We start from the raw sequence: 19,021 nt of genomic DNA, 5'->3' as shown, positions 1-19,021 counted from the left end.
GGCAGGGCCGGTGGCACCTCTGGTGCCACCGGCCCTCGTCTTTTCCCGACCAAACAGCTTTTGTCCACAGTGGATTATTCCGCACGTCCCGACAGCGGGACACAGACCCCTCGAGAGCGCGCTACAAGCCCTCTGCGAGCCCTCCAGACGGCACTACAGGCCGTTCCAGGGCGCCAGCGACAGTCCGGACGTCCCCGGCCGGAACCGGAACAGCGCGCCGGCGTAGGGGTCGGCGACCAGTGCCCGCTCGTCGTAGCCGAAGCACGCGGAGGTCACGTACATCTCGTCCAGGCGCGGACCACCGAAGGCGATGCTGGTGATCCTCCTGGTCGGCGCCCACAGCACCGTCTCGAGGTCACCGCTGGGCGCGTAGCGGTGGATGCGGCCCGACCAGTGCATCGCCACCCACACCCCGCCCTCGGAGTCCACGGCGATGCCGTCGGGCCTGCCCTCGCTGTCCGAGCACACGATCCACCGCCTCCCGTTCCTGGCCCGCCCGCGCTCGACGTCGTAGTCGTAGACCCAGATCGTCCTCGGCGCGGTGTCGACCAGGTACATCCGCGAGCCGTCCGGGCTCCACGCCACGCCGTTGGCCACCGTCAGCCCGTCCACGATCGGCCGGGCCCGGCCGCCGTCGAGCAGGAACAGCGCGCTGCGCTGCGGGTCGTTGGCGTGCGTGAGCGTGCCGGCCACGAACCGGCCCGCGGGGTCGCACGCCCCGTCGTTCATCCGGTCGCCGCTCTGCACCGCCGTGACCGGGTCCAGTGCCGCCCTCCCCGGGTAGAGCCGGGCGAACCCGCGGTCGGCGGCCGCGATGAGCTGGCCGCTGCGGGTCGCGGCGAGCGCGGTCACCACCCCGGGCAGGACCCGCACCTCGTCGATGCCGGATTCCCGGTGGTAGGTGTGCAATTCCCGCCGCAGGATGTCCACCCAGTAAACACAATTGAGGGTCGGCATCCACAACGGACCTTCCCCGCAGAGCGCCTGGCGGTGGACGAGCAGTTCGAAGTTCTCCGACACCGTGCACTCCCGTTCAGATCGCGCATTGGTCAAGCACGGATGAGCCCTTCAGGGCAGGCTACCCGCGCAGCAGCCACGCCGTGAGCGGCCGAACGGGCCACGAATCGCGTTGATCGGGTTTTCGTGCGATCCACCGAATCCGTTGGGAAGCGGTGGAATTCAGCTTTCGGCTGATCCCATTGCAGCCGAATTCTCCTGCGACGCCCGCGATGTCCGTCTCATCGACCGCCGGTCGTCCGCGACCCGGTCGGCCGTACGGCCCATCGCCGCAGCTGCCGTGCCGATCACTTCCTGCTGGGCCGATCAGCTGAACGCCCGGCACGCGAGGAAGCAGCTGCGCCGGTCAGCCCAGTTCCGCGTTGCTACCAACGAAACCGCTCTCCGGATTCCACCGGCCCGAGCAAGGCGCCGGCCCGAGCGATGTCGGGGGGTCAGGCCCGGGCTTTTCGCCAATAGCGCTGGAATCGTCCTCTCGTGGCGAATGCGCAACTGCGGGCGATGATGACACGCCGACCTCGATCGGCCCAGCCGTTCCGCGATTCGATTCCGGAACGCGCAACGGTCGACTCTGCCATTCGCGTGATACCACCGCTCACGTCATATACCAATTGCGGTGATGCCTCGAGGAAAAGGACTTCCGGCCTACTGGTCGACCGAGAACTTGCGCGCTGCCGCAACACACCGCACGGGCAGAGAGTCGCGCCGCTAGGCCAGTTCCCGGACGAAGCACACCCGGTCCTGGCCGAGGCCGTCGTAATCGCTGTGCACCGGCAGTCCGTCGACCTCGTCGTCACCGGGAACGAGCGAGAAACCCATCCTGCGGTGGAAACCGACCGAGCCGGTGTTGACCGGCGAGGTGATGCACTTGACCGTCGTGCAACCGGCCCGCCGCACGGTGTCGAAGAACGTCTCGTAGAGGCGCCGCGCCACACCGCCGCGACGCTGCGCGGGATCGACTCCGACGAAGTGGACGTAGGCCTGCTCCGGGTGGTCCTGGGACACGAAACCCACCAGGAATCCCAGGAATCCGCCGTCGCGCTCGATCACGAGGCTCGTGCCCGCGAAGTGCTGCAGGAACAGTCTGGGCACCAGCATGGACAGTTCCCGCGCGGCCTGCGGGCTGCGCGAGTCCGACCACCAGGTGCCGATGGCCTCGACGATTCGCGCGTGATCGTCCTCTTCAGCTCGTCGAATGCGATCCACCACACCGCCAGCCTACTTCGGACGCGGCACCTCCCGCCATTGATCATCCACAATGGACGATCATCCCTCGTAGAAGACGTGCTCCACGACGGTGCGCGCGTGCCGGGTCACCCGCAGGTAGTCGTCGACGACCTCACCGGTGTCGACCCCCGCCGGATATCCCAGCGCGGCGGCCACCGCGACCAGCTCGCGGGTCTGCTTGGGAAGCTGGTCGCCGGACTTGCCCCGCACCAGCATCACCGCGTTGCGGGCGCGCATCGCCAGCGTCCACGCCTCGGTCAGCTCGTCGGCCTGCTGCTGCTCCAGGAGACCGAGTCGCGCCGCGGCGGCCAGCCCCTCGACGGTCGAGGTGGTCCGCAGCTCCTCGTTGTCGTGACCGAAGCGCAGTTGCAGCAGCTGCAACGTCCACTCGACGTCGGCCAGCCCTCCGCGCCCGAGCTTGGTGTGCGTCGCCGGGTCCGCTCCCCTGGGCAGCCGCTCGGAGTCGACCCGCGCCTTGATCCGGCGGATCTCGCGGATCTTCACCTCGTCCAGGCCGCCTTCCGGGTAGCGCATCGGGTCGATGGCGCGGCAGAACCGGTCGCCAAGGTCCGCATCACCGGCGACCGGGCGTGCCCGCAGCAGAGCCTGCGCCTCCCACACCTCGGACCACCGCCGGTAGTAGTTCAGGTAGGAGTCCAGCGTCCGGACCACCGGGCCCCGCTTGCCTTCCGGACGCAGGTCGATGTCGACCTCCAGCGGCGGGTCCTGGCTCGGCGAGCCGAGCAGCCGCCGCACCTGCTCCACGACCGCGGTGGAGAACTTGACCGCGGTGGTGTCGTCGGCGTCCCCGACCGGCTCGCACACGAACATCACGTCGGCGTCGGAGCCGTATCCCAGCTCCGCCCCGCCGAGCCTGCCCATGCCGATGACGGCGATGCGCGCCGGTACCGAGCCCCAATCCGACCGAGCGCCCACCGAACGCACCGAGACGTCCAGCGCCGCCTCCAGCACGGCCACCCAGACGCTCGACAGCGCCCGGAACACCGACGTCGGCTCCATCAGCCCCAGCAGGTCCGCGCACGCGATGCGCAGCAGCTCGTGGCGCCGCAGCGAACGCGCGGCGGCCACCGCTCGCTCCGGCTCCGAGTACCGCCCGACCGCGCTGCGCAACGACTGCGCCACCTCTCCTGGGTCTCGCTCGGCGAGAGCGGGCGTGTCCGACAGCAGCCGCAGCACCTCCGGCGCGCGCACCAGCAGTTCGGGCACCAGCTTCGAGGTCCCGAGCAGCAGCGCCAGGCGCTCCGCGACCACGCCCTCGTCCCGCAGCAGCCGCAGGTACCAGGGCGTTTCGGCCAGCGCCTCCGACACCTTCCGGTAGGCCAGCAGCCCCCCGTCGGGGTCCGGAGTGTTTGCCAGCAGGTCCAGCAGCATCGGCAGCAGCGCGCCCTGGATGCTCGCCCGCCGCGACATCCCGGACGTCAGGGCCTCGATGTGCCGCAGCGCGCCCTCCGGCGAGGAGTAGCCGAGCGCCGCCAGCCGCTCCACCGCGGCACCGGTGGTCAGCCGCAGCGCCTCCGTCGGCACCTTGGCCACCGCCTCCAGCAGCGGCCGGTAGAACAGCTTCTCGTGCAACCGCCGGACACGGCTGCTGTGCCTGCGGAACTCCGCGACCAGCACCGAGCCGGCGCTGCGCCGGCCGCTGGAGCGCAGCCCGGCCGCCCGTGCCAGGAAGTGCAGCTCCTCGGCGTCGTCGGTCGCGGGGAACAGGTGGGTGCGACGCAGCCTGCGCAGCTGCAACCGGTGCTCCAGGCCCCGCAGGAAGCGGTAGGAGTCCATGAGGTCGGCGGCGTCGGACCGCGCCACGTACCCGCCCTCACCCAGGGCGCGCAGCGCGTCCACAGTGGTCGAGGTACGCAACGTGTCGTCGCCGCGTCCGTGCACCATCTGCAGTAGCTGCACCGCGAACTCCACGTCGCGCAGTCCACCGCGCCCCAGCTTCAGCTCCCGGTCCGACAGCTCGGCCGGCACGTGGTCCTCAACCCTGCGGCGCATCGACTGCACGTCGGAGACGAACCCCTCGCGCTCCGACGCCGTCCACACCAGCGGCTGGACCGCCTCCAGGTACCGCTGCCCCAGATCGGCGTCACCCGCCACCGGGCGGGCTTTGAGCAGCGCCTGGAACTCCCACGTGCGGGCCCAGCGGCGGTAGTAGTTCAGGTGGCCGTCGAGCGTGCGCACCAGCGCGCCCGCCTTGCCCTCGGGCCGCAGCGCGGCGTCGACCTCGAAGAACGACGCGCTCGCGATGCGCATCATCATGCTGGCGAGCCGCGTAGCCCCCGCGATGTCCTTCTCGTCGTCGGCGACGAAGACGACGTCGACGTCGCTGACGTAGTTCAGCTCGTGGCCGCCGCACTTGCCCATGGCGATCACCGCCAGGCGCGCAGGCTCCTCGGTCAGGTCGACACCGGAGTGCGCGAGCTCGGCCACCGCCACCGACAGCGCGGCCCGAAGCGCGGCCACCGCCACGTCCGACAACAGGGCGGCGACGTCCTCGTAGGCCATCACCGGCACGTCCGGCTCCACCACACTCGCCAGGTCGGCAGCCGCGACGTCGAGCAGCAGCGCGCGGTAGCCGGCGCGCAACGCGCTCACCGCGTCCTGGCCGCGCAGGCCAGCCACCGGGCCGTCCGCCGTGCCCGATGGACCGCTGCCGTCCCCGGCTTCGACCGCTTCCAGCAGCACGGAGGTGTACTCGTCGAGCGACTTGAGCGGCGAGCCTTCGTCCGAACGCAACCGCCGCCAGTGGTCCGGGTGGGCCACCAGGTGGTCCACCAGTGCTCTGGAGGCTCCGAGGACTCCGACGAGCCGTCCGCGCAGCCCCGCATCGGTGGTGAGGTCCTCGGAAAGCTCGCCCCACCCGTCGCCCATGGATTCGCGCAGGCGGTCGACCGAGTGCAGAGCGAGTTCGGGGTCGGGAGCCCTGGACAGGGCGGCCAGGACCGGCTCGGCAGTGCTGGTCGGCCCCGAGTCCGTCCACCATCCGGCGGCGCGCAGTTGCCCTTCCGCACGTGCCGCGTCGCTGAACCCGTAGCGGGCCGGCGACGGCACCGAGCCTGAACGAGGCGAACCGCTGTTGGCCATGGTCGAACCGTAGTCCTACTCGACCCCGTCGCCGAAGCGACCCGACGACGTGATCACACCAGCGGGAGGTGCCTGCTCACGGGACGATCCGCGGGAGGGGTGGCGGCCAGCTCGACGAAGCGCTCGGCGACCGGCCGCCACGTTTCCGCCAGGTCTTCGTGGAAGGCGTCGAGGTAGTCGGGCTCCAGTTGGCCCGGCCGGACGACCTCGGCGATCTCGGGCATGCTGCGCTCCCATTCGAGCACGACCTCGGTGGTGGTCTCGATGTGGAACTGCAGGCCGTAGGCGTAGTCGCCAACACGGAAGATCTGGTTCTCGCACTTCGGCGACGAAGCCAGCAGCCGCGCCGAAGGCGGCAGCGGGCTCACCTCGTCACCGTGGAACTGGAACACGTCGGGCGTCAGCGGCAACGGACCGATCAGCGGGTCCTCCATCGCGATGTCCCGCTTCGCGACGAGCAGCGTGCCGGCCTCCGGTCCCTTGCGCGCCGCCCGCACCTGACCACCGGTGGCCGCGGCCAGAAGATGGGCGCCGAGGCAGATGGCGAGCACCGGCACCTTCCCGGCCACAGCCCTGCTGAGCAGCCGCCGAACGTCGGCCAGCCACGGATGGTCGGCATCGTCGTAGGCGCTCATCTCCCCACCGAGGACGACGAGCGCGTCGAAACCGGTCAGCTCGTCGGGCAACCCCTGCTCGGCGGGCACGAGCACCTCGAGCTGCGCCCCCGCACCGGTGAGCCAGTCCCCCAACGTCCCCACCGGATCGAGCGCCGACGGCTGCACCACGAGAATCCGAACACCACCCATGGCCCGGAGCCTACGCGCTCCCCCACCACCCCCGACCAGGCCACATCACCTACCGCGAAGCACCAGCCACAAGCCCGACCAACCCACCCGGACGGCTCGCCGGCTCTCGCCCACAACCACCCCAGCACCCCACAAGCCCAACAAGAAGGGGCGGCCCCGACCCGGAGCAGCCCCACACACCACAACCCACAGGTTCCGCCCCGTCGGACAGCTCCCCCGCCACCACACACCCCAACACGCCCCAAAAAACACAAAAAAGGTGGGGCCACCCGAATACTCGGGTGACCCCACCATCTCTCGTTGATTGTCGGCGGTGTCCTACTCTCCCACACCCTGTCGAGTGCAGTACCATCGGCGCTGGCAGGCTTAGCTTCCGGGTTCGGAAAGGGACCGGGCGTTTCCCCACCGCTATCGCCACCGACAAACCCCACCCCACCACACACCCACGTGCAGGCAGGAAACCTCAAGGGTCCATCACAGACCATTCAATTATGTGCCTGATTGTTGTCTCAGACACCGTATAGTGGATGCGCAGCAACCTTTGTGAACAAGTCCTCGGCCTATTAGTACCCGTCCACTCCATCCATTACTGGACTTCCATGTCGAGCCTATCAACCCAATCATCTCTTGGGGGCCTTAACCCACAAAGGGGAGGGAGACCTCATCTAGGAACAGGCTTCCCGCTTAGATGCTTTCAGCGGTTATCCCTTCCGAACATAGCCAACCAGCCATGCCCCTGGCGGGACAACTGGCACACCAGAGGTCCGTCCGTCCCGGTCCTCTCGTACTAGGGACAGCCTTCCGCAAGTCTCCTACGCGCGCGGCGGATAGGGACCGAACTGTCTCACGACGTTCTAAACCCAGCTCGCGTGCCGCTTTAATGGGCGAACAGCCCAACCCTTGGGACCAACTCCAGCCCCAGGATGCGACGAGCCGACATCGAGGTGCCAAACCATGCCGTCGATATGGACTCTTGGGCAAGATCAGCCTGTTATCCCCGGGGTACCTTTTATCCGTTGAGCGACACCGCTTCCACCAGCCAGTGCCGGATCACTAGTCCCTGCTTTCGCACCTGCTCGACCCGTCAGTCTCACAGTCAAGCTCCCTTATACACTTACACTCAACACCTGATTGCCAACCAGGCTGAGGGAACCTTTGGGCGCCTCCGTTACCCTTTAGGAGGCAACCGCCCCAGTTAAACTACCCACCAGGCACTGTCCCTGAACCCGATCAGGGCCCGAGGTTAAGATGCCCAGAACGACCAGAGTGGTATTTCAACAACGACTCCACACCCACTAGCGTGAGCGCTTCCCAGTCTCCCACCTATCCTACACAAGCCGAACCAAACACCAATACCAAGCTATAGTAAAGGTCCCGGGGTCTTTCCGTCCTGCCGCGCGAAACGAGCATCTTTACTCGTACTGCAATTTCACCGGGCCTGTGGTCGAGACAGCGGAGAAGTCGTTACGCCATTCGTGCAGGTCGGAACTTACCCGACAAGGAATTTCGCTACCTTAGGATGGTTATAGTTACCACCGCCGTTTACTGGCGCTTAAATTCTCCGCTTCACCCCCAAAGGGGCTAACGGGTCCTCTTAACGTTCCAGCACCGGGCAGGCGTCAGTCCGTATACATCGTCTTACGACTTCGCACGGACCTGTGTTTTTAATAAACAGTCGCTTCTCCCTGGCCTCTGCGGCCACCACCAGCTCCCGCCGCACGGACGTTCACCAGCAATGGCCCCCCTTCTCCCGAAGTTACGGGGGCATTTTGCCGAATTCCTTAACCACAGTTCACCCGACCGCCTCGGTATACTCTACCTGACCACCTGTGTCGGTTTCGGGTACGGGCCATGCACACACTCGCTAGAGGCTTTTCTCGGCAGCATGGGATCACTCACTTCACCACCACGGCTACGCATCACCCCTCACCCCTATGGCATGCGGATTTACCTACACACCGGGCTACAGGCTTACACCAGTACTACCACTCACTGGCAGAGCTACCCTCCTGCGTCACCCCATCACTTGACTACCGCGGAATCAGGTCCCATGCACCAACCATGCTCGTCCGAAAACTCACACAGCCAGCGGATGGTTAGTCTCAACCGTTTCACCATGGACGCATATGCACGGGTACGGGAATATCAACCCGTTATCCATCGACTACGCCTGTCGGCCTCGCCTTAGGCCCCGACTCACCCTGGGCGGACGAACCTGCCCCAGGAACCCTTAGTCATCCGGCGGCAGAGATTCTCACTCTGCACTCGCTACTCATGCCTGCATTCTCACTCCCACACACTCCACACCAACCTTACGGCGGCACTTCACTGCATGCAGGACGCTCCCCTACCCAACACAACATCAGTCGCATTGACACGGCTTCGGCGGTGTACTTCAGCCCCGCTACATTGTCGGCGCAGGACCACTTGACCAGTGAGCTATTACGCACTCTTTCAAGGATGGCTGCTTCTAAGCCAACCTCCTGGTTGTCTCAGCGATCCCACATCCTTTCCCACTAAGCACACACTTAGGGGCCTTAGCCGGTGTTCTGGGCTGTTTCCCTCTCGACGACGAAGCTTCTCCCCCGCCGTCTCACTGCCACGCTTCACCCAAGGCGTATTCGGAGTTTGGCTGACGTCAGTAACCTGATAGGGCCCATCAGCCAACCAGTGCTCTACCCCACCCGGGAAACACGCAACGCTGCACCTAAATGCATTTCGGGGAGAACCAGCTATCACGGAGTTTGATTGGCCTTTCACCCCTACCCACAACTCATCCCCCAGGTTTTCAACCCTGGTGGGTTCGGGCCTCCACACGGTCTTACCCGCGCTTCACCCTGGCCATGGGTAGATCACCCCGCTTCGGGTCTGCACCACGCGACTCAACGCCCTCTTCAGACTCGCTTTCGCTCCGGCTACCCCACACACGGGTTAACCTCGCCACGCAGCAGCAACTCGCAGGCTCATTCTTCAAAAGGCACGCCATCACCCAAAGGCTCTGACGGATTGTAGGCACACGGTTTCAGGAACTCTTTCACTCCCCTCCCGGGGTACTTTTCACCATTCCCTCACGGTACTATCCGCTATCGGTCACCAGGAAGTATTTAGGCTTAGCGAGTGGTCCCGCCAGATTCACAGCGCCCTCCACGGAAACGCTGCTACTCGGGAACACCACCACACGCAGTGCATCGATTTTCGCCTACGGGACTCTCACCCACTCCGGCCAGGCATCCCAACCTGTTCAACTAACCAACACACACACGCTGAAGAGTCAGCAGCCTCCTCCAGCAGCGCCCCACAACACCGCACACGCAACCCCTGCCAGGTATCCCACATGCACGGTTTAGCCTCCTCCGCTTTCGCTCGCCACTACTCACGGAATCACCAGTGTTTTCTCTTCCTACGGGTACTAAGATGTTTCACTTCCCCGCGTTCCCCCCAACACCCTATACATTCAGATGCTGGTAACCCGACATCACTCGGGCTGGGTTTCCCCATTCGGACATCCTCGGATCACAGCTCGGTTGACAACTCCCCGAGGCATATCGCAGCCTCCCACGTCCTTCATCGGCTCCTGGTGCCAAGGCATCCACCATGTGCCCTTTCAAACTTGGCCACAAAGATGCTCGCATCCACTATACAGTTCTCAAACAACAACCAGAAGACAACACACAAGCGTGTTCCCTCAGGACCCAACAACGTGCCAACAACCTCCACACCAACACACACAACATTGGTGAACGGTCAGCGTTTCCACTAATCCTCCGAGCACCCACAACAGCACCACACACGGGCACTACGCTGCGGACACCCCACCGAACTCAGTTCGATGGAAGTGAATGCTGCTCCTTAGAAAGGAGGTGATCCAGCCGCACCTTCCGGTACGGCTACCTTGTTACGACTTCGTCCCAATCGCCAGTCCCACCTTCGACCACTCCCCCCCACAAAGGGTTGGGCCATGGGCTTCGGGTGTTACCGACTTTCATGACGTGACGGGCGGTGTGTACAAGGCCCGGGAACGTATTCACCGCAGCAATGCTGATCTGCGATTACTAGCGACTCCGACTTCACGGGGTCGAGTTGCAGACCCCGATCCGAACTGAGACCAGCTTTAAGGGATTCGCTCCACCTCACAGTATCGCAACCCTCTGTACCGGCCATTGTAGCATGTGTGAAGCCCTGGACATAAGGGGCATGATGACTTGACGTCATCCCCACCTTCCTCCGAGTTGACCCCGGCAGTCTCCCGCGAGTCCCCACCATTACGTGCTGGCAACACAGGATAAGGGTTGCGCTCGTTGCGGGACTTAACCCAACATCTCACGACACGAGCTGACGACAGCCATGCACCACCTGTACACCAACCACAAGGGAAACCCCATCTCTGAGGCAATCTAGTGCATGTCAAACCCAGGTAAGGTTCTTCGCGTTGCATCGAATTAATCCACATGCTCCGCCGCTTGTGCGGGCCCCCGTCAATTCCTTTGAGTTTTAGCCTTGCGGCCGTACTCCCCAGGCGGGGCGCTTAATGCGTTAGCTACGGCACAGGAACCGTGGAAACAGTCCCCACACCTAGCGCCCAACGTTTACGGCGTGGACTACCAGGGTATCTAATCCTGTTCGCTCCCCACGCTTTCGCTCCTCAGCGTCAGTATCGGCCCAGAGACCCGCCTTCGCCACCGGTGTTCCTCCTGATATCTGCGCATTTCACCGCTACACCAGGAATTCCAGTCTCCCCTACCGAACTCAAGTCTGCCCGTATCGACCGCAAGCTGAAGGTTAAGCCTCCAGTTTTCACGAACGACGCGACAAACCGCCTACGAGCTCTTTACGCCCAATAAATCCGGACAACGCTCGCACCCTACGTATTACCGCGGCTGCTGGCACGTAGTTAGCCGGTGCTTCTTCTACACCTACCGTCACCCGAAGGCTTCGTCGATGTCGAAAGAGGTTTACAACCCGAAGGCCGTCATCCCCCACGCGGCGTTGCTGCGTCAGGCTTTCGCCCATTGCGCAAGATTCCCCACTGCTGCCTCCCGTAGGAGTCTGGGCCGTGTCTCAGTCCCAGTGTGGCCGGTCACCCTCTCAGGCCGGCTACCCGTCGTCGCCTTGGTAGGCCATCACCCCACCAACAAGCTGATAGGCCGCGGGCTCATCCTGCACCGCCGGAACTTTCCACACACAGACCATGCAGCCATGTGTCCTATCCGGTATTAGACCCAGTTTCCCGGGCTTATCCCAGAGTGCAGGGCAGATTACCCACGTGTTACTCACCCGTTCGCCACTCATCCACACCCGAAGATGCTTCAGCGTTCGACTTGCATGTGTTAAGCACGCCGCCAGCGTTCGTCCTGAGCCAGGATCAAACTCTCCAACAATGACTGTCGAAAACAATCCCAGCAGACACTCAAACAACCCCACAGGGTCGGAGCGCCATACTCAAAGAAACCACCAAACCCCGATCAACAACCACAAAAACCCTGGTCATCCACGAGATTCAGGGGCATAAAATCTACACTAACCTAAATCATCGGCACGCTGTTGAGTTCTCAAAGAACACACCCACACCATCACCCCGACCCCAAATTCAGGCCGCGAAGCTCCGGGGAGCATTTCCTCTCGCTTGTGTCCACCACACTAGCAGGGCTCAATTTCGGCGTTTTCAGGGGGGTCACTTCCGTGTTCCCCGCTCGAACCCGGCCAAAACCCTCGAGCCACTGCATGGAGTTGTGAACGCGCCAGATCAGTTGTCCTAAACCTAGCGACCGCAACACTTTACCTGGTTCGCTTCGCGGGGTCAACCCCCGCGCGCCCCAAGGTGGTGTGCGCTCCGTCGAGCCTAGCAGGCCTCTCGGGCGCTCCCACAGCCACCGTCCTCGCCAGGCTCTTGCGTCCTGTTCCGTCCGGCCGTCCGTGCGGCGAAGAGAAAGTTACGCACACTCTCCGTAGATGTCAAATCGCCTGGTCAGCCCATTGACACACTTCCGCGGGCGGATCGCGGCCGACCGGCTCAGCGGCCCTTGGGGCGCAGCCAGAGCTTCACGGTGCTCGTCGAGGCCGCCGCCTCGATGGCTTCTAGCAGCTCAGAGGCAGAGACCGGTTGCGTGCGGCCGACCGGGACCAGCTCGTAGCCCCAGGTCCCGAACTCCCGCAGCGCCGCCGACGGGTCGTCACCCAGTCGTCCGATCGCCGACGGCGTGAAGGAGCACACGATCGACGGCCGGTCGCGGCGCAGCAGCCGCACGAGACCACCGAGCACGCGGTGCACGTTCCCACCGACGTCGACGTGGACGACCGAGAGCCGCATGTCGCTGAGCTGTGCGTGGTTTTCGAGCTCCTTGTCCAGGCGGACGCCGCGGACCTTGTCGGCCGGCTGCTCGGCCTCGTCGACCGGTCGGACGGACATGCCGCCCGCGTGCGCCGGTTCGGACGCGAGCTCGCACGCGCCGTCCCACGCCGCGCCGTCCACGACCACCAGCCGGTTGCCCCACGCCGAGGGGACGTTGACCTCGATGTTGTGCCTGAGCAGCTCCTGGCTGCGCCTGCACGGCTCGACCGCGACGACCGCGCCGCTGTTGCCGAGCCTGCTGAGCACGCGCACGGACTGGTAGCCGACGTAGGCGCCGACGTCGACGAAGATCCCGTCCGGTTCCAGCAGCGAGTCGATGAGCGCGGAGGTGTCGGCGTCCCAGGTGGCGTGCGAGGACAGCCACGGCAGCATCAGGCTGTCGTCGGCCGGCAGCCGCAGCAGGCCCGCGTCGCACAGCACCGGTGCGGTGGTGCCGTCGCCCGCACCGGTGTTGCGCTCGTGCTCGCGCAGCAGGATGCGTTCGAGGACGTCCGTGCGTTGCAGCGCGTGCGCGGCGTCGTGGGAGGCGGTCCTGACCGCCGCCGGGGCAGCCGAGTCGGCGTGCTTGCGCTCCAGGGCGTCGATGCGGTCGAGCGTCCGCTCGACGGCGCTGGTCAGGCTGTCGATGCGCTGGGCGAGGACGTCGCCGGACTCACCGCTGCCCTGGTTCTCCTCCAGCCCGCGCAGCCGCCGGTGCTGGTCGGCCAGGTCCGCCCGGGCGCGGACCATGCCGTCATCGGTTCCCATGAGCTGGGCGTCGAGCTGGTCCTGGCGCTGGTTGATGCGGTTGAGCTCGGAGCGCAGCGAGTCGATGTCGAGGTCGCCGTCGGCGTCGTACTGGCGGCGCAGCAACTCGGCCGCGGTCTGCTCGACGCCGTCGACGAGCGAGCGCATCACGTCGCGGATGTGCTCGTCGTAGTGGCTCAGCACCTTGAGCACCGCCTTGCGCAGGGCGGGGGCCATCGCGTTGCGGCTGCCGACCCCGACGTCCGGTGCGCGGTGCAGCGCGTGGCGCGCGACGAGCAGCGGGCGCAGCGGGTCGTCGAACTGGCCGTGCCGGTCCTGCGCCCACTTGGTGCGCCAGTTGCGGTACGCGTGCTCCACGCGCTCGCGCAGGCGCTCCCCCGCGTGGGTTGCGTTGTGCCGTTCCAGCAGGTGTTCGCGGGCGCGCATCCCGAAGTCGGCGATCTCCTCCGGGTTGGCAGCCGCCTCGCGCAGCACCTCCGCGGCGGCGTCGACGTCGGGCTCACCCGCGCCCTGGCACGGGACGAGCCTGGCGCCCTCCTGGCCGAGCAGTTCGGCGACCGCTCCGTGGTCGCCCGCGATGACCGGTACGCCGTGCGCGGCGACCTCGAGCAGGCGCAGCGCGTGCCGGTCGCCGCTCTCGGCGCGGTGCAGCGACGCCACGCAGTCCGAGGCGGCCAGCAGGGCGCCCCGGTCCAGGTCCTCCTCGACGAGCATCACCCGCGGGTCGTTGGCGGTGGCCAGGCGCAGCCGTTCGGCCGACTCCGGGCGCCGGCTCGCCGAGTCGACGCCGATCAGCAGGCGGACGTCCTCCTGCTCGGGGAACGCCGCGAGGAAGGCGGTGACCAGACCGAGCACGTTGTCCTGGCGCTCCTCGGCGTGGTCGACGAACGCACCGATGACGAACTCGTCGGAGAGCCCGTGCCGGGCGCGGGCGCCCTTGCGGCCGGGCAGCCCGACCCGGCCGGGGTCGGGCAGCGGCAGCGCGATCACCCGGGCCGTGCGACCGCCGTTGCGGCGCGCGTCGGCGCGGGCTGTCTCCGACGGCACCCAGACCTCGGCGACCTCGTCGGGCAGCTCCGAGGTCGCGTCGGGCCGGACGTCGATGACGTGGCGGCCCGACGGGACCGGAATTCCCGGCTCGCAGCGCAGCACGACCGGGTAGTACGGGGTGTCGGCGGAGGGCAGGCCCGAGGTGGCGACGGCGGCGCGCACCAGCTCGGCGAGCCTGCCGGAGCCCAGCACCGCGACGCCGAGCTGGTCGACCAGCGCGGCGCGGCCCCGGTCGGTCCGCCGGCGCACCGCCGCCGCGGGCACCCGGCCGCTGGCCACGCCGACACCGACGCACCACTCGCGGAACGCCTCGGCGTCGGCGCCGAACGGGTCGGGGTAGTCCCGTCGCAGCACCGGGTCGCTCGTCCAGACCGCCGTGGTCCAGCGGGAGGCCCCGGCCGCCTCCTGGTCGTCGTCGGCGGGGGCGTAGGCCCAGTCGAGGAAGGCGGCCGGCGGGTCCGGTTCACCGGGCTGGAACGGGCTGGGCGGCTCCTCTCCGCGCACCCACGCGGCCCGGTACTCCTCGCGCAGCGCTCGCGGCAGGACGACGCCGTCGAGCACGGTTTCGAACGGATGCGGTTGCTCCCGGGTGTAGCCGGCCGCGACCAGGGCGTTGCGGTACCCCGCGCACAGCCCGGCCAACACCGGGTTCTCCGAGAGCAGGACGCGCGGGCGGTCGGCGTAGTCGGCCGACAGCAGCCACGGCCGCTGCGGCTGGAAGCCGTCGAAGTGCACGCTGCGCAGCTCGTGCCCGTCCACCTTGTGCAGACCGTCGTCGGTGGCGGTCAGCTCGCGCTGCGCGGCGTTCCAGACCGACAGGCCGACGCCCGGATCACGTACCACCTTGTGGTCCACCAGCGCGGGGGTGCTGTCGAGGAAGGCGCCGGAGGCCGACGGGTCGGCCTGCACCTGGTCGGCCCAGGTGGCGAGCAGTCCCTCCGCTCCGGGGCGGACGGCGAACACGCTCGGGTCGAACGTCCCGGAGTCGGCGAGATCGGCGGGGCTCGGACGCAGCCCGTCGAGGTGCAACGGGCGCAGCACCCTGGGCACCAGCGCGACGGGGCGGTCCCGGGTCAGAGTCTCCAGCAGGTCGTCGAAGGCGCCGAAGACCTGCACGGTCGGCTCGAGGTACAGCACCGTCGAGCCCGACTCGAGCAGGTGCGCCAGCAGCCGGGGGCGCAGCACCGCGCGCAGCTGCTCGGCGTTGCAGGCGACCGCCAGCCTGGCGAAGTCGGCGGCCCGGACACCGATGTCGACCGGGGTCACCACGTCCTGCTCGCCGCTACCGGGGTGGTCCACCAGCAGCAGCACGAACTCCGAGCCGGGGTGGCGCCGCAGGAAGGAGTCCCGCAGCACGCGGGCCGCCGGGAGCTGACCGTGGCAGGCGACCGTGCAGGCCACCAGCGTCCCGGACGCCAGGTCGTCCTCCTCGGGGACCTCCGCGGGCCACTCCGGCTCGGCGAAGGTCTCGGCCTGCTGCTCCAGCACGCCGGACTGAAGGGAGGACTCGGGGCCGCGGCCGCCGGAGGCGACGGGATCGGGGTGCGCCTGCGAATCAGTCACGCGCCGAACCTATCGCCCCAGCGGCCCTGCAGGTACCCGCAGGCCCCATGCACCACATCCGCGCTGGCCAGTGCGCGGACGCCTACAGCATCGGCATGAGCGTGCGCAGCTCGTAGGGCGTGACGTGGCTGCGGTATGCGTCCCACTCGTTGCGCTTGTTGCGCAGGAAGAAGTCGAAGACGTGCTCGCCGAGGGTCTCGGCGACCAGGTCCGACGACTCCATCTCGTCCAGCGCCTCGTTGAGGTTCTGCGGCAGGTTGGCGTACCCGGCGGCCTTGCGCTCGCTGTCGGTCAGCGACCACACGTCGTCCTCGGTCGCCGGGGCGAGCTCGTAGCCCTTCTGCACGCCCTGCAGGCCGGCGGCGAGGATCATCGCGTAGGCCAGGTAGGGGTTGCAGGCCGAGTCGAGGCTGCGCACCTCCACCCGCCGCGACGACGACTTGCCCGGCGAGTACATCGGGACCCGCACCAGCGCGGAGCGGTTGGCGTGCCCCCAGCACACCGCGGTCGGGGCCTCGCCGCCGACGACCAGCCGCTTGTAGGAGTTGACCCACTGGTTGGTGACGGCGCTGATCTCGCGGGCGTGCTTGAGGATCCCCGCCACGAACGCGCGCCCGATCTCGGACAGCTCGAAGGGGTCCTCGGGGTGGTAGAAGGCGTTGCGGTCGCCCTCGAAGAGGCTGAAGTGGGTGTGCATGCCAGAGCCGGGCTGCGCGCTGAACGGCTTGGGCATGAACGACGCCCGGACGCCCTGGGTGAGCGCGACCTCCTTGACGACGTAGCGGAACGTCATCACGTTGTCGGCCATGGTCAGCGCGTCGGCGTAGCGCAGGTCGATCTCCTGCTGGCCGGGGGCGCCCTCGTGGTGGCTGAACTCCACCGAGATGCCCATCGCCTCCAGCGTCTCGATGGCGTTGCGCCGGAAGTGCGGGGCCGCGTCGTGGCTGGCCTGGTCGAAGTAGCCGCCGGAGTCGGCCGCGGTCGGCTCGGTGCCGTCCGTCGGCAGGTCCTTGAGCAGGAAGAACTCGATCTCCGGGTGCACGTAGCAGGTGAAGCCGGCCTCGGTGGCCTTCGACAGCGTGCGGCGCAGCACGTGCCGGGGGTCGGCCCAGCACGGGGAGCCGTCGGGCATCGCGATGTCGCAGAACATGCGGGCCGAGTAGTGCTCGCCGTCGGGCGTCTCCCACGGCAGCACCTGGAAGGTGGCCGGGTCGGGCTTGGCGACCATGTCCGATTCGTAGATCCGGGAGAAACCCTCGATCGCCGAGCCGTCGAACCCGATGCCCTCGGCGAAGGCACCCTCGAGCTCGGCGGGCGAGATCGCCACCGACTTGAGGATGCCCAGGACATCGGTGAACCACAGCCGCACGAAGCGGATGTCACGTTCCTCCAGGGTGCGGAGCACGAACTCCTGCTGGCGGTTCATGCCCGCAGCCTAAATGCTGCGGTCGGCGCGGACCGAACCACGCGGTCCGGGGACGCCGGCTTCAGAAGCCGACGGCGGCGACCATGAGCGGCAGCAACAGCGCGATGAGCACCGCGCCCGCGATGTCGAAGACGATGCCGGAACGGATCATCCGGGTGATGGGGACCGCTCCGGAGCCGTAGACGATGGCGTTCTGCGGCGTCGACACCGGCAGCATGAAGCCGAACGACGCCGCGAAGGTCGCCGCGAGAGCGGGCACGAACGGGCTGATCCCGGCCGCTGCCGCGATCGGGATGACGATCGGCACGACGACCGAGGCCGACGCGGTGTTGGACGTGGTCTCCGAGACCAGCACGGCCAGCGCGATCGCGAACAACGTGATGCCCACCGCGCTGACGAGCCCGAGGGCCCCGGCGACACCGACGCCGATGGTCTGGGCGAGGCGGGTCTCGGCCAGCATGGAGCCGAAGATGATGCCGGTGCCGAACAGCAGCACCGTGCCCCAGTCGATCCGGCTGGCTTCGGTCCAGGTCAGGGTGAACCGGCGCTTGGGCCAGTCGGTCGGCAGCACGAACAGCAGCGCCGCGCCGAGCACGGCGACGATGCCCTCGTCGAGGCGTTCGCTGACGGCGTCGTAGGCCGCTGAGTCGTTGCCCGCGACCAGCGCGACGATGCCGGGGGTCACCCACAGCGCGACCGTGATCGTGAAGGCGACCAGTGTGTTCTTCTCCGCCCGGGACAGCTTGCCGAGCTTTGCCCGCTCCCCCGCCACGTACTCCTCGACCCCGGAGAGCTTCTTGATCTCCGGGCGGTTGAGCAGCAGGAGCAGCACGGCCAGGACGACGAACATGGCAAGGCACACCGGGATGGCCATCACCATCCACTGCAGGAACGAGATCCGCTGCCCGGTGGTCTCCTCGATCAGGGCCCGGCCGATGAGGTTCGGCGGTGAGCCGATCGGGGTCAGCAGGCCGCCGACGCTGGCGCCGTAGGCGAGCATCAGCATCAGCGCGACGCCGACGCGCAGCCGCAGCGGGTCGAACGGCGTGCCCTCGGGAGTCTCGCGGCGGACCAGCTCGGCGATCACGGCGAGGATGCCGACGGCGGTGGGCAGCAGCATCGCGACGGTCGCGGTGTTGGAGACCACCGCCGACAGCAGGCACGTGATGACCCCGAACGCCACGATGACCCGCGCGGCGCTGCGGCCCACGCCGGGCAGCGACAGCAGCGTGAAGGCGAACCGCCGCGCCAGACCGTGCCGCAGCATCGCCTGGGCGAGGATGAACGCGCCGATGAAGGTGAAGACCGTCGACGAGCCGAAGGGCTCGAGCACGTCGTCGGGCGGCGCCACGCCGAGCATCACGATCGCGGCCACGCCGATCAGCCCGCCCACGGGGATCGGCACCGGCTCGCACACCCACAGCACGACGACGCCGAGCAGCACGGCGGCGAGCCGGTGCTGCGGCACGTCGAGGCCGGTCGGCAGGAGCAGGAAGACGATCGTGACCAGCGGCGCCAGGACGAACCCGACCGTGCGGCGGGCGCGTTCGAAGCGCTCCTCCGCCGGGGAGAGGACCTGCTCGCCGAGTCCGCGGTATGTACCGCCGGACAGGAGCACGGAGGTCACGCTCTGCTCAGCGCGGGGGCGGCCCGTCTCGTCGGAGTTGCCCATGCCAACCGAGAATAGTCGTTTGTGATTCACATCACTAGGTGCTTCGGGGGGGGCGTCGCACC

Annotated in this window: 7 protein-coding genes and 3 rRNA genes; all 10 read right to left on the bottom strand. The window is 67.2% G+C overall.

What is annotated here, in order from left to right; translation table 11 throughout:
* Positions 1–153: 153 nt before the first annotated feature.
* The 10 genes from HUO13_RS10480 to HUO13_RS10435 all read right to left on the bottom strand — a co-directional run bounded on the left by HUO13_RS10480 (position 154) and on the right by HUO13_RS10435 (position 18,959).
* The gene (locus HUO13_RS10480) at positions 154–1,020 is read right to left on the bottom strand and encodes an SMP-30/gluconolactonase/LRE family protein (RefSeq protein WP_211901212.1); all 867 of its coding nucleotides are present in this window, start codon (positions 1,018–1,020) and stop codon (positions 154–156) included.
* 705 nt (positions 1,021–1,725) lie between these two features.
* Entirely contained in the window at positions 1,726–2,223 is a 498-nt protein-coding gene (locus HUO13_RS10475) for a GNAT family N-acetyltransferase (protein WP_432757853.1), read from the bottom strand.
* Positions 2,224–2,283: 60 nt separating this feature from the next.
* On the bottom strand, positions 2,284–5,346 hold the full coding sequence (locus HUO13_RS10470; RefSeq protein ID WP_211901210.1) for a bifunctional [glutamine synthetase] adenylyltransferase/[glutamine synthetase]-adenylyl-L-tyrosine phosphorylase: 3,063 nt from the start codon (positions 5,344–5,346) through the stop codon (positions 2,284–2,286).
* Between the two features lie 53 nt (positions 5,347–5,399).
* On the bottom strand, positions 5,400–6,152 hold the full coding sequence (locus HUO13_RS10465; protein WP_211901209.1) for a type 1 glutamine amidotransferase: 753 nt from the start codon (positions 6,150–6,152) through the stop codon (positions 5,400–5,402).
* Between the two features lie 305 nt (positions 6,153–6,457).
* Positions 6,458–6,574 (bottom strand): 5S ribosomal RNA (gene rrf / locus HUO13_RS10460).
* Positions 6,575–6,695: 121 nt separating this feature from the next.
* Positions 6,696–9,768 (bottom strand): 23S ribosomal RNA (locus HUO13_RS10455).
* Positions 9,769–10,005: 237 nt separating this feature from the next.
* Positions 10,006–11,530: ribosomal RNA gene (locus HUO13_RS10450) — 16S ribosomal RNA — on the bottom strand.
* Together the 16S, 23S and 5S rRNA genes form the textbook arrangement of a ribosomal RNA operon.
* Before the next feature lie 632 nt (positions 11,531–12,162).
* Positions 12,163–15,861 carry an FkbM family methyltransferase gene (locus tag HUO13_RS10445; protein WP_211901208.1) on the bottom strand — a complete coding sequence of 1,233 codons (3,699 nt, stop codon included), beginning with the start codon at positions 15,859–15,861 and terminating at the stop codon, positions 12,163–12,165.
* Between the two features lie 82 nt (positions 15,862–15,943).
* Positions 15,944–17,287: a type I glutamate--ammonia ligase gene (gene glnA, locus HUO13_RS10440; protein WP_211901207.1), complete on the bottom strand. Its 1,344-nt coding sequence runs from the start codon at positions 17,285–17,287 to the stop codon at positions 15,944–15,946.
* Positions 17,288–17,348: 61 nt separating this feature from the next.
* Positions 17,349–18,959, bottom strand: a complete 1,611-nt coding sequence (locus HUO13_RS10435; RefSeq protein WP_211901206.1) for an SLC13 family permease — start codon at positions 18,957–18,959, stop codon at positions 17,349–17,351.
* Positions 18,960–19,021 lie beyond the last annotated feature (62 nt).

The organism is Saccharopolyspora erythraea (genome assembly GCF_018141105.1).
Classification (GTDB): Bacteria; Actinomycetota; Actinomycetes; order Mycobacteriales; family Pseudonocardiaceae; genus Saccharopolyspora_D; species Saccharopolyspora_D erythraea_A.
This window is presented reverse-complemented; position numbering and strand designations above follow the sequence as displayed.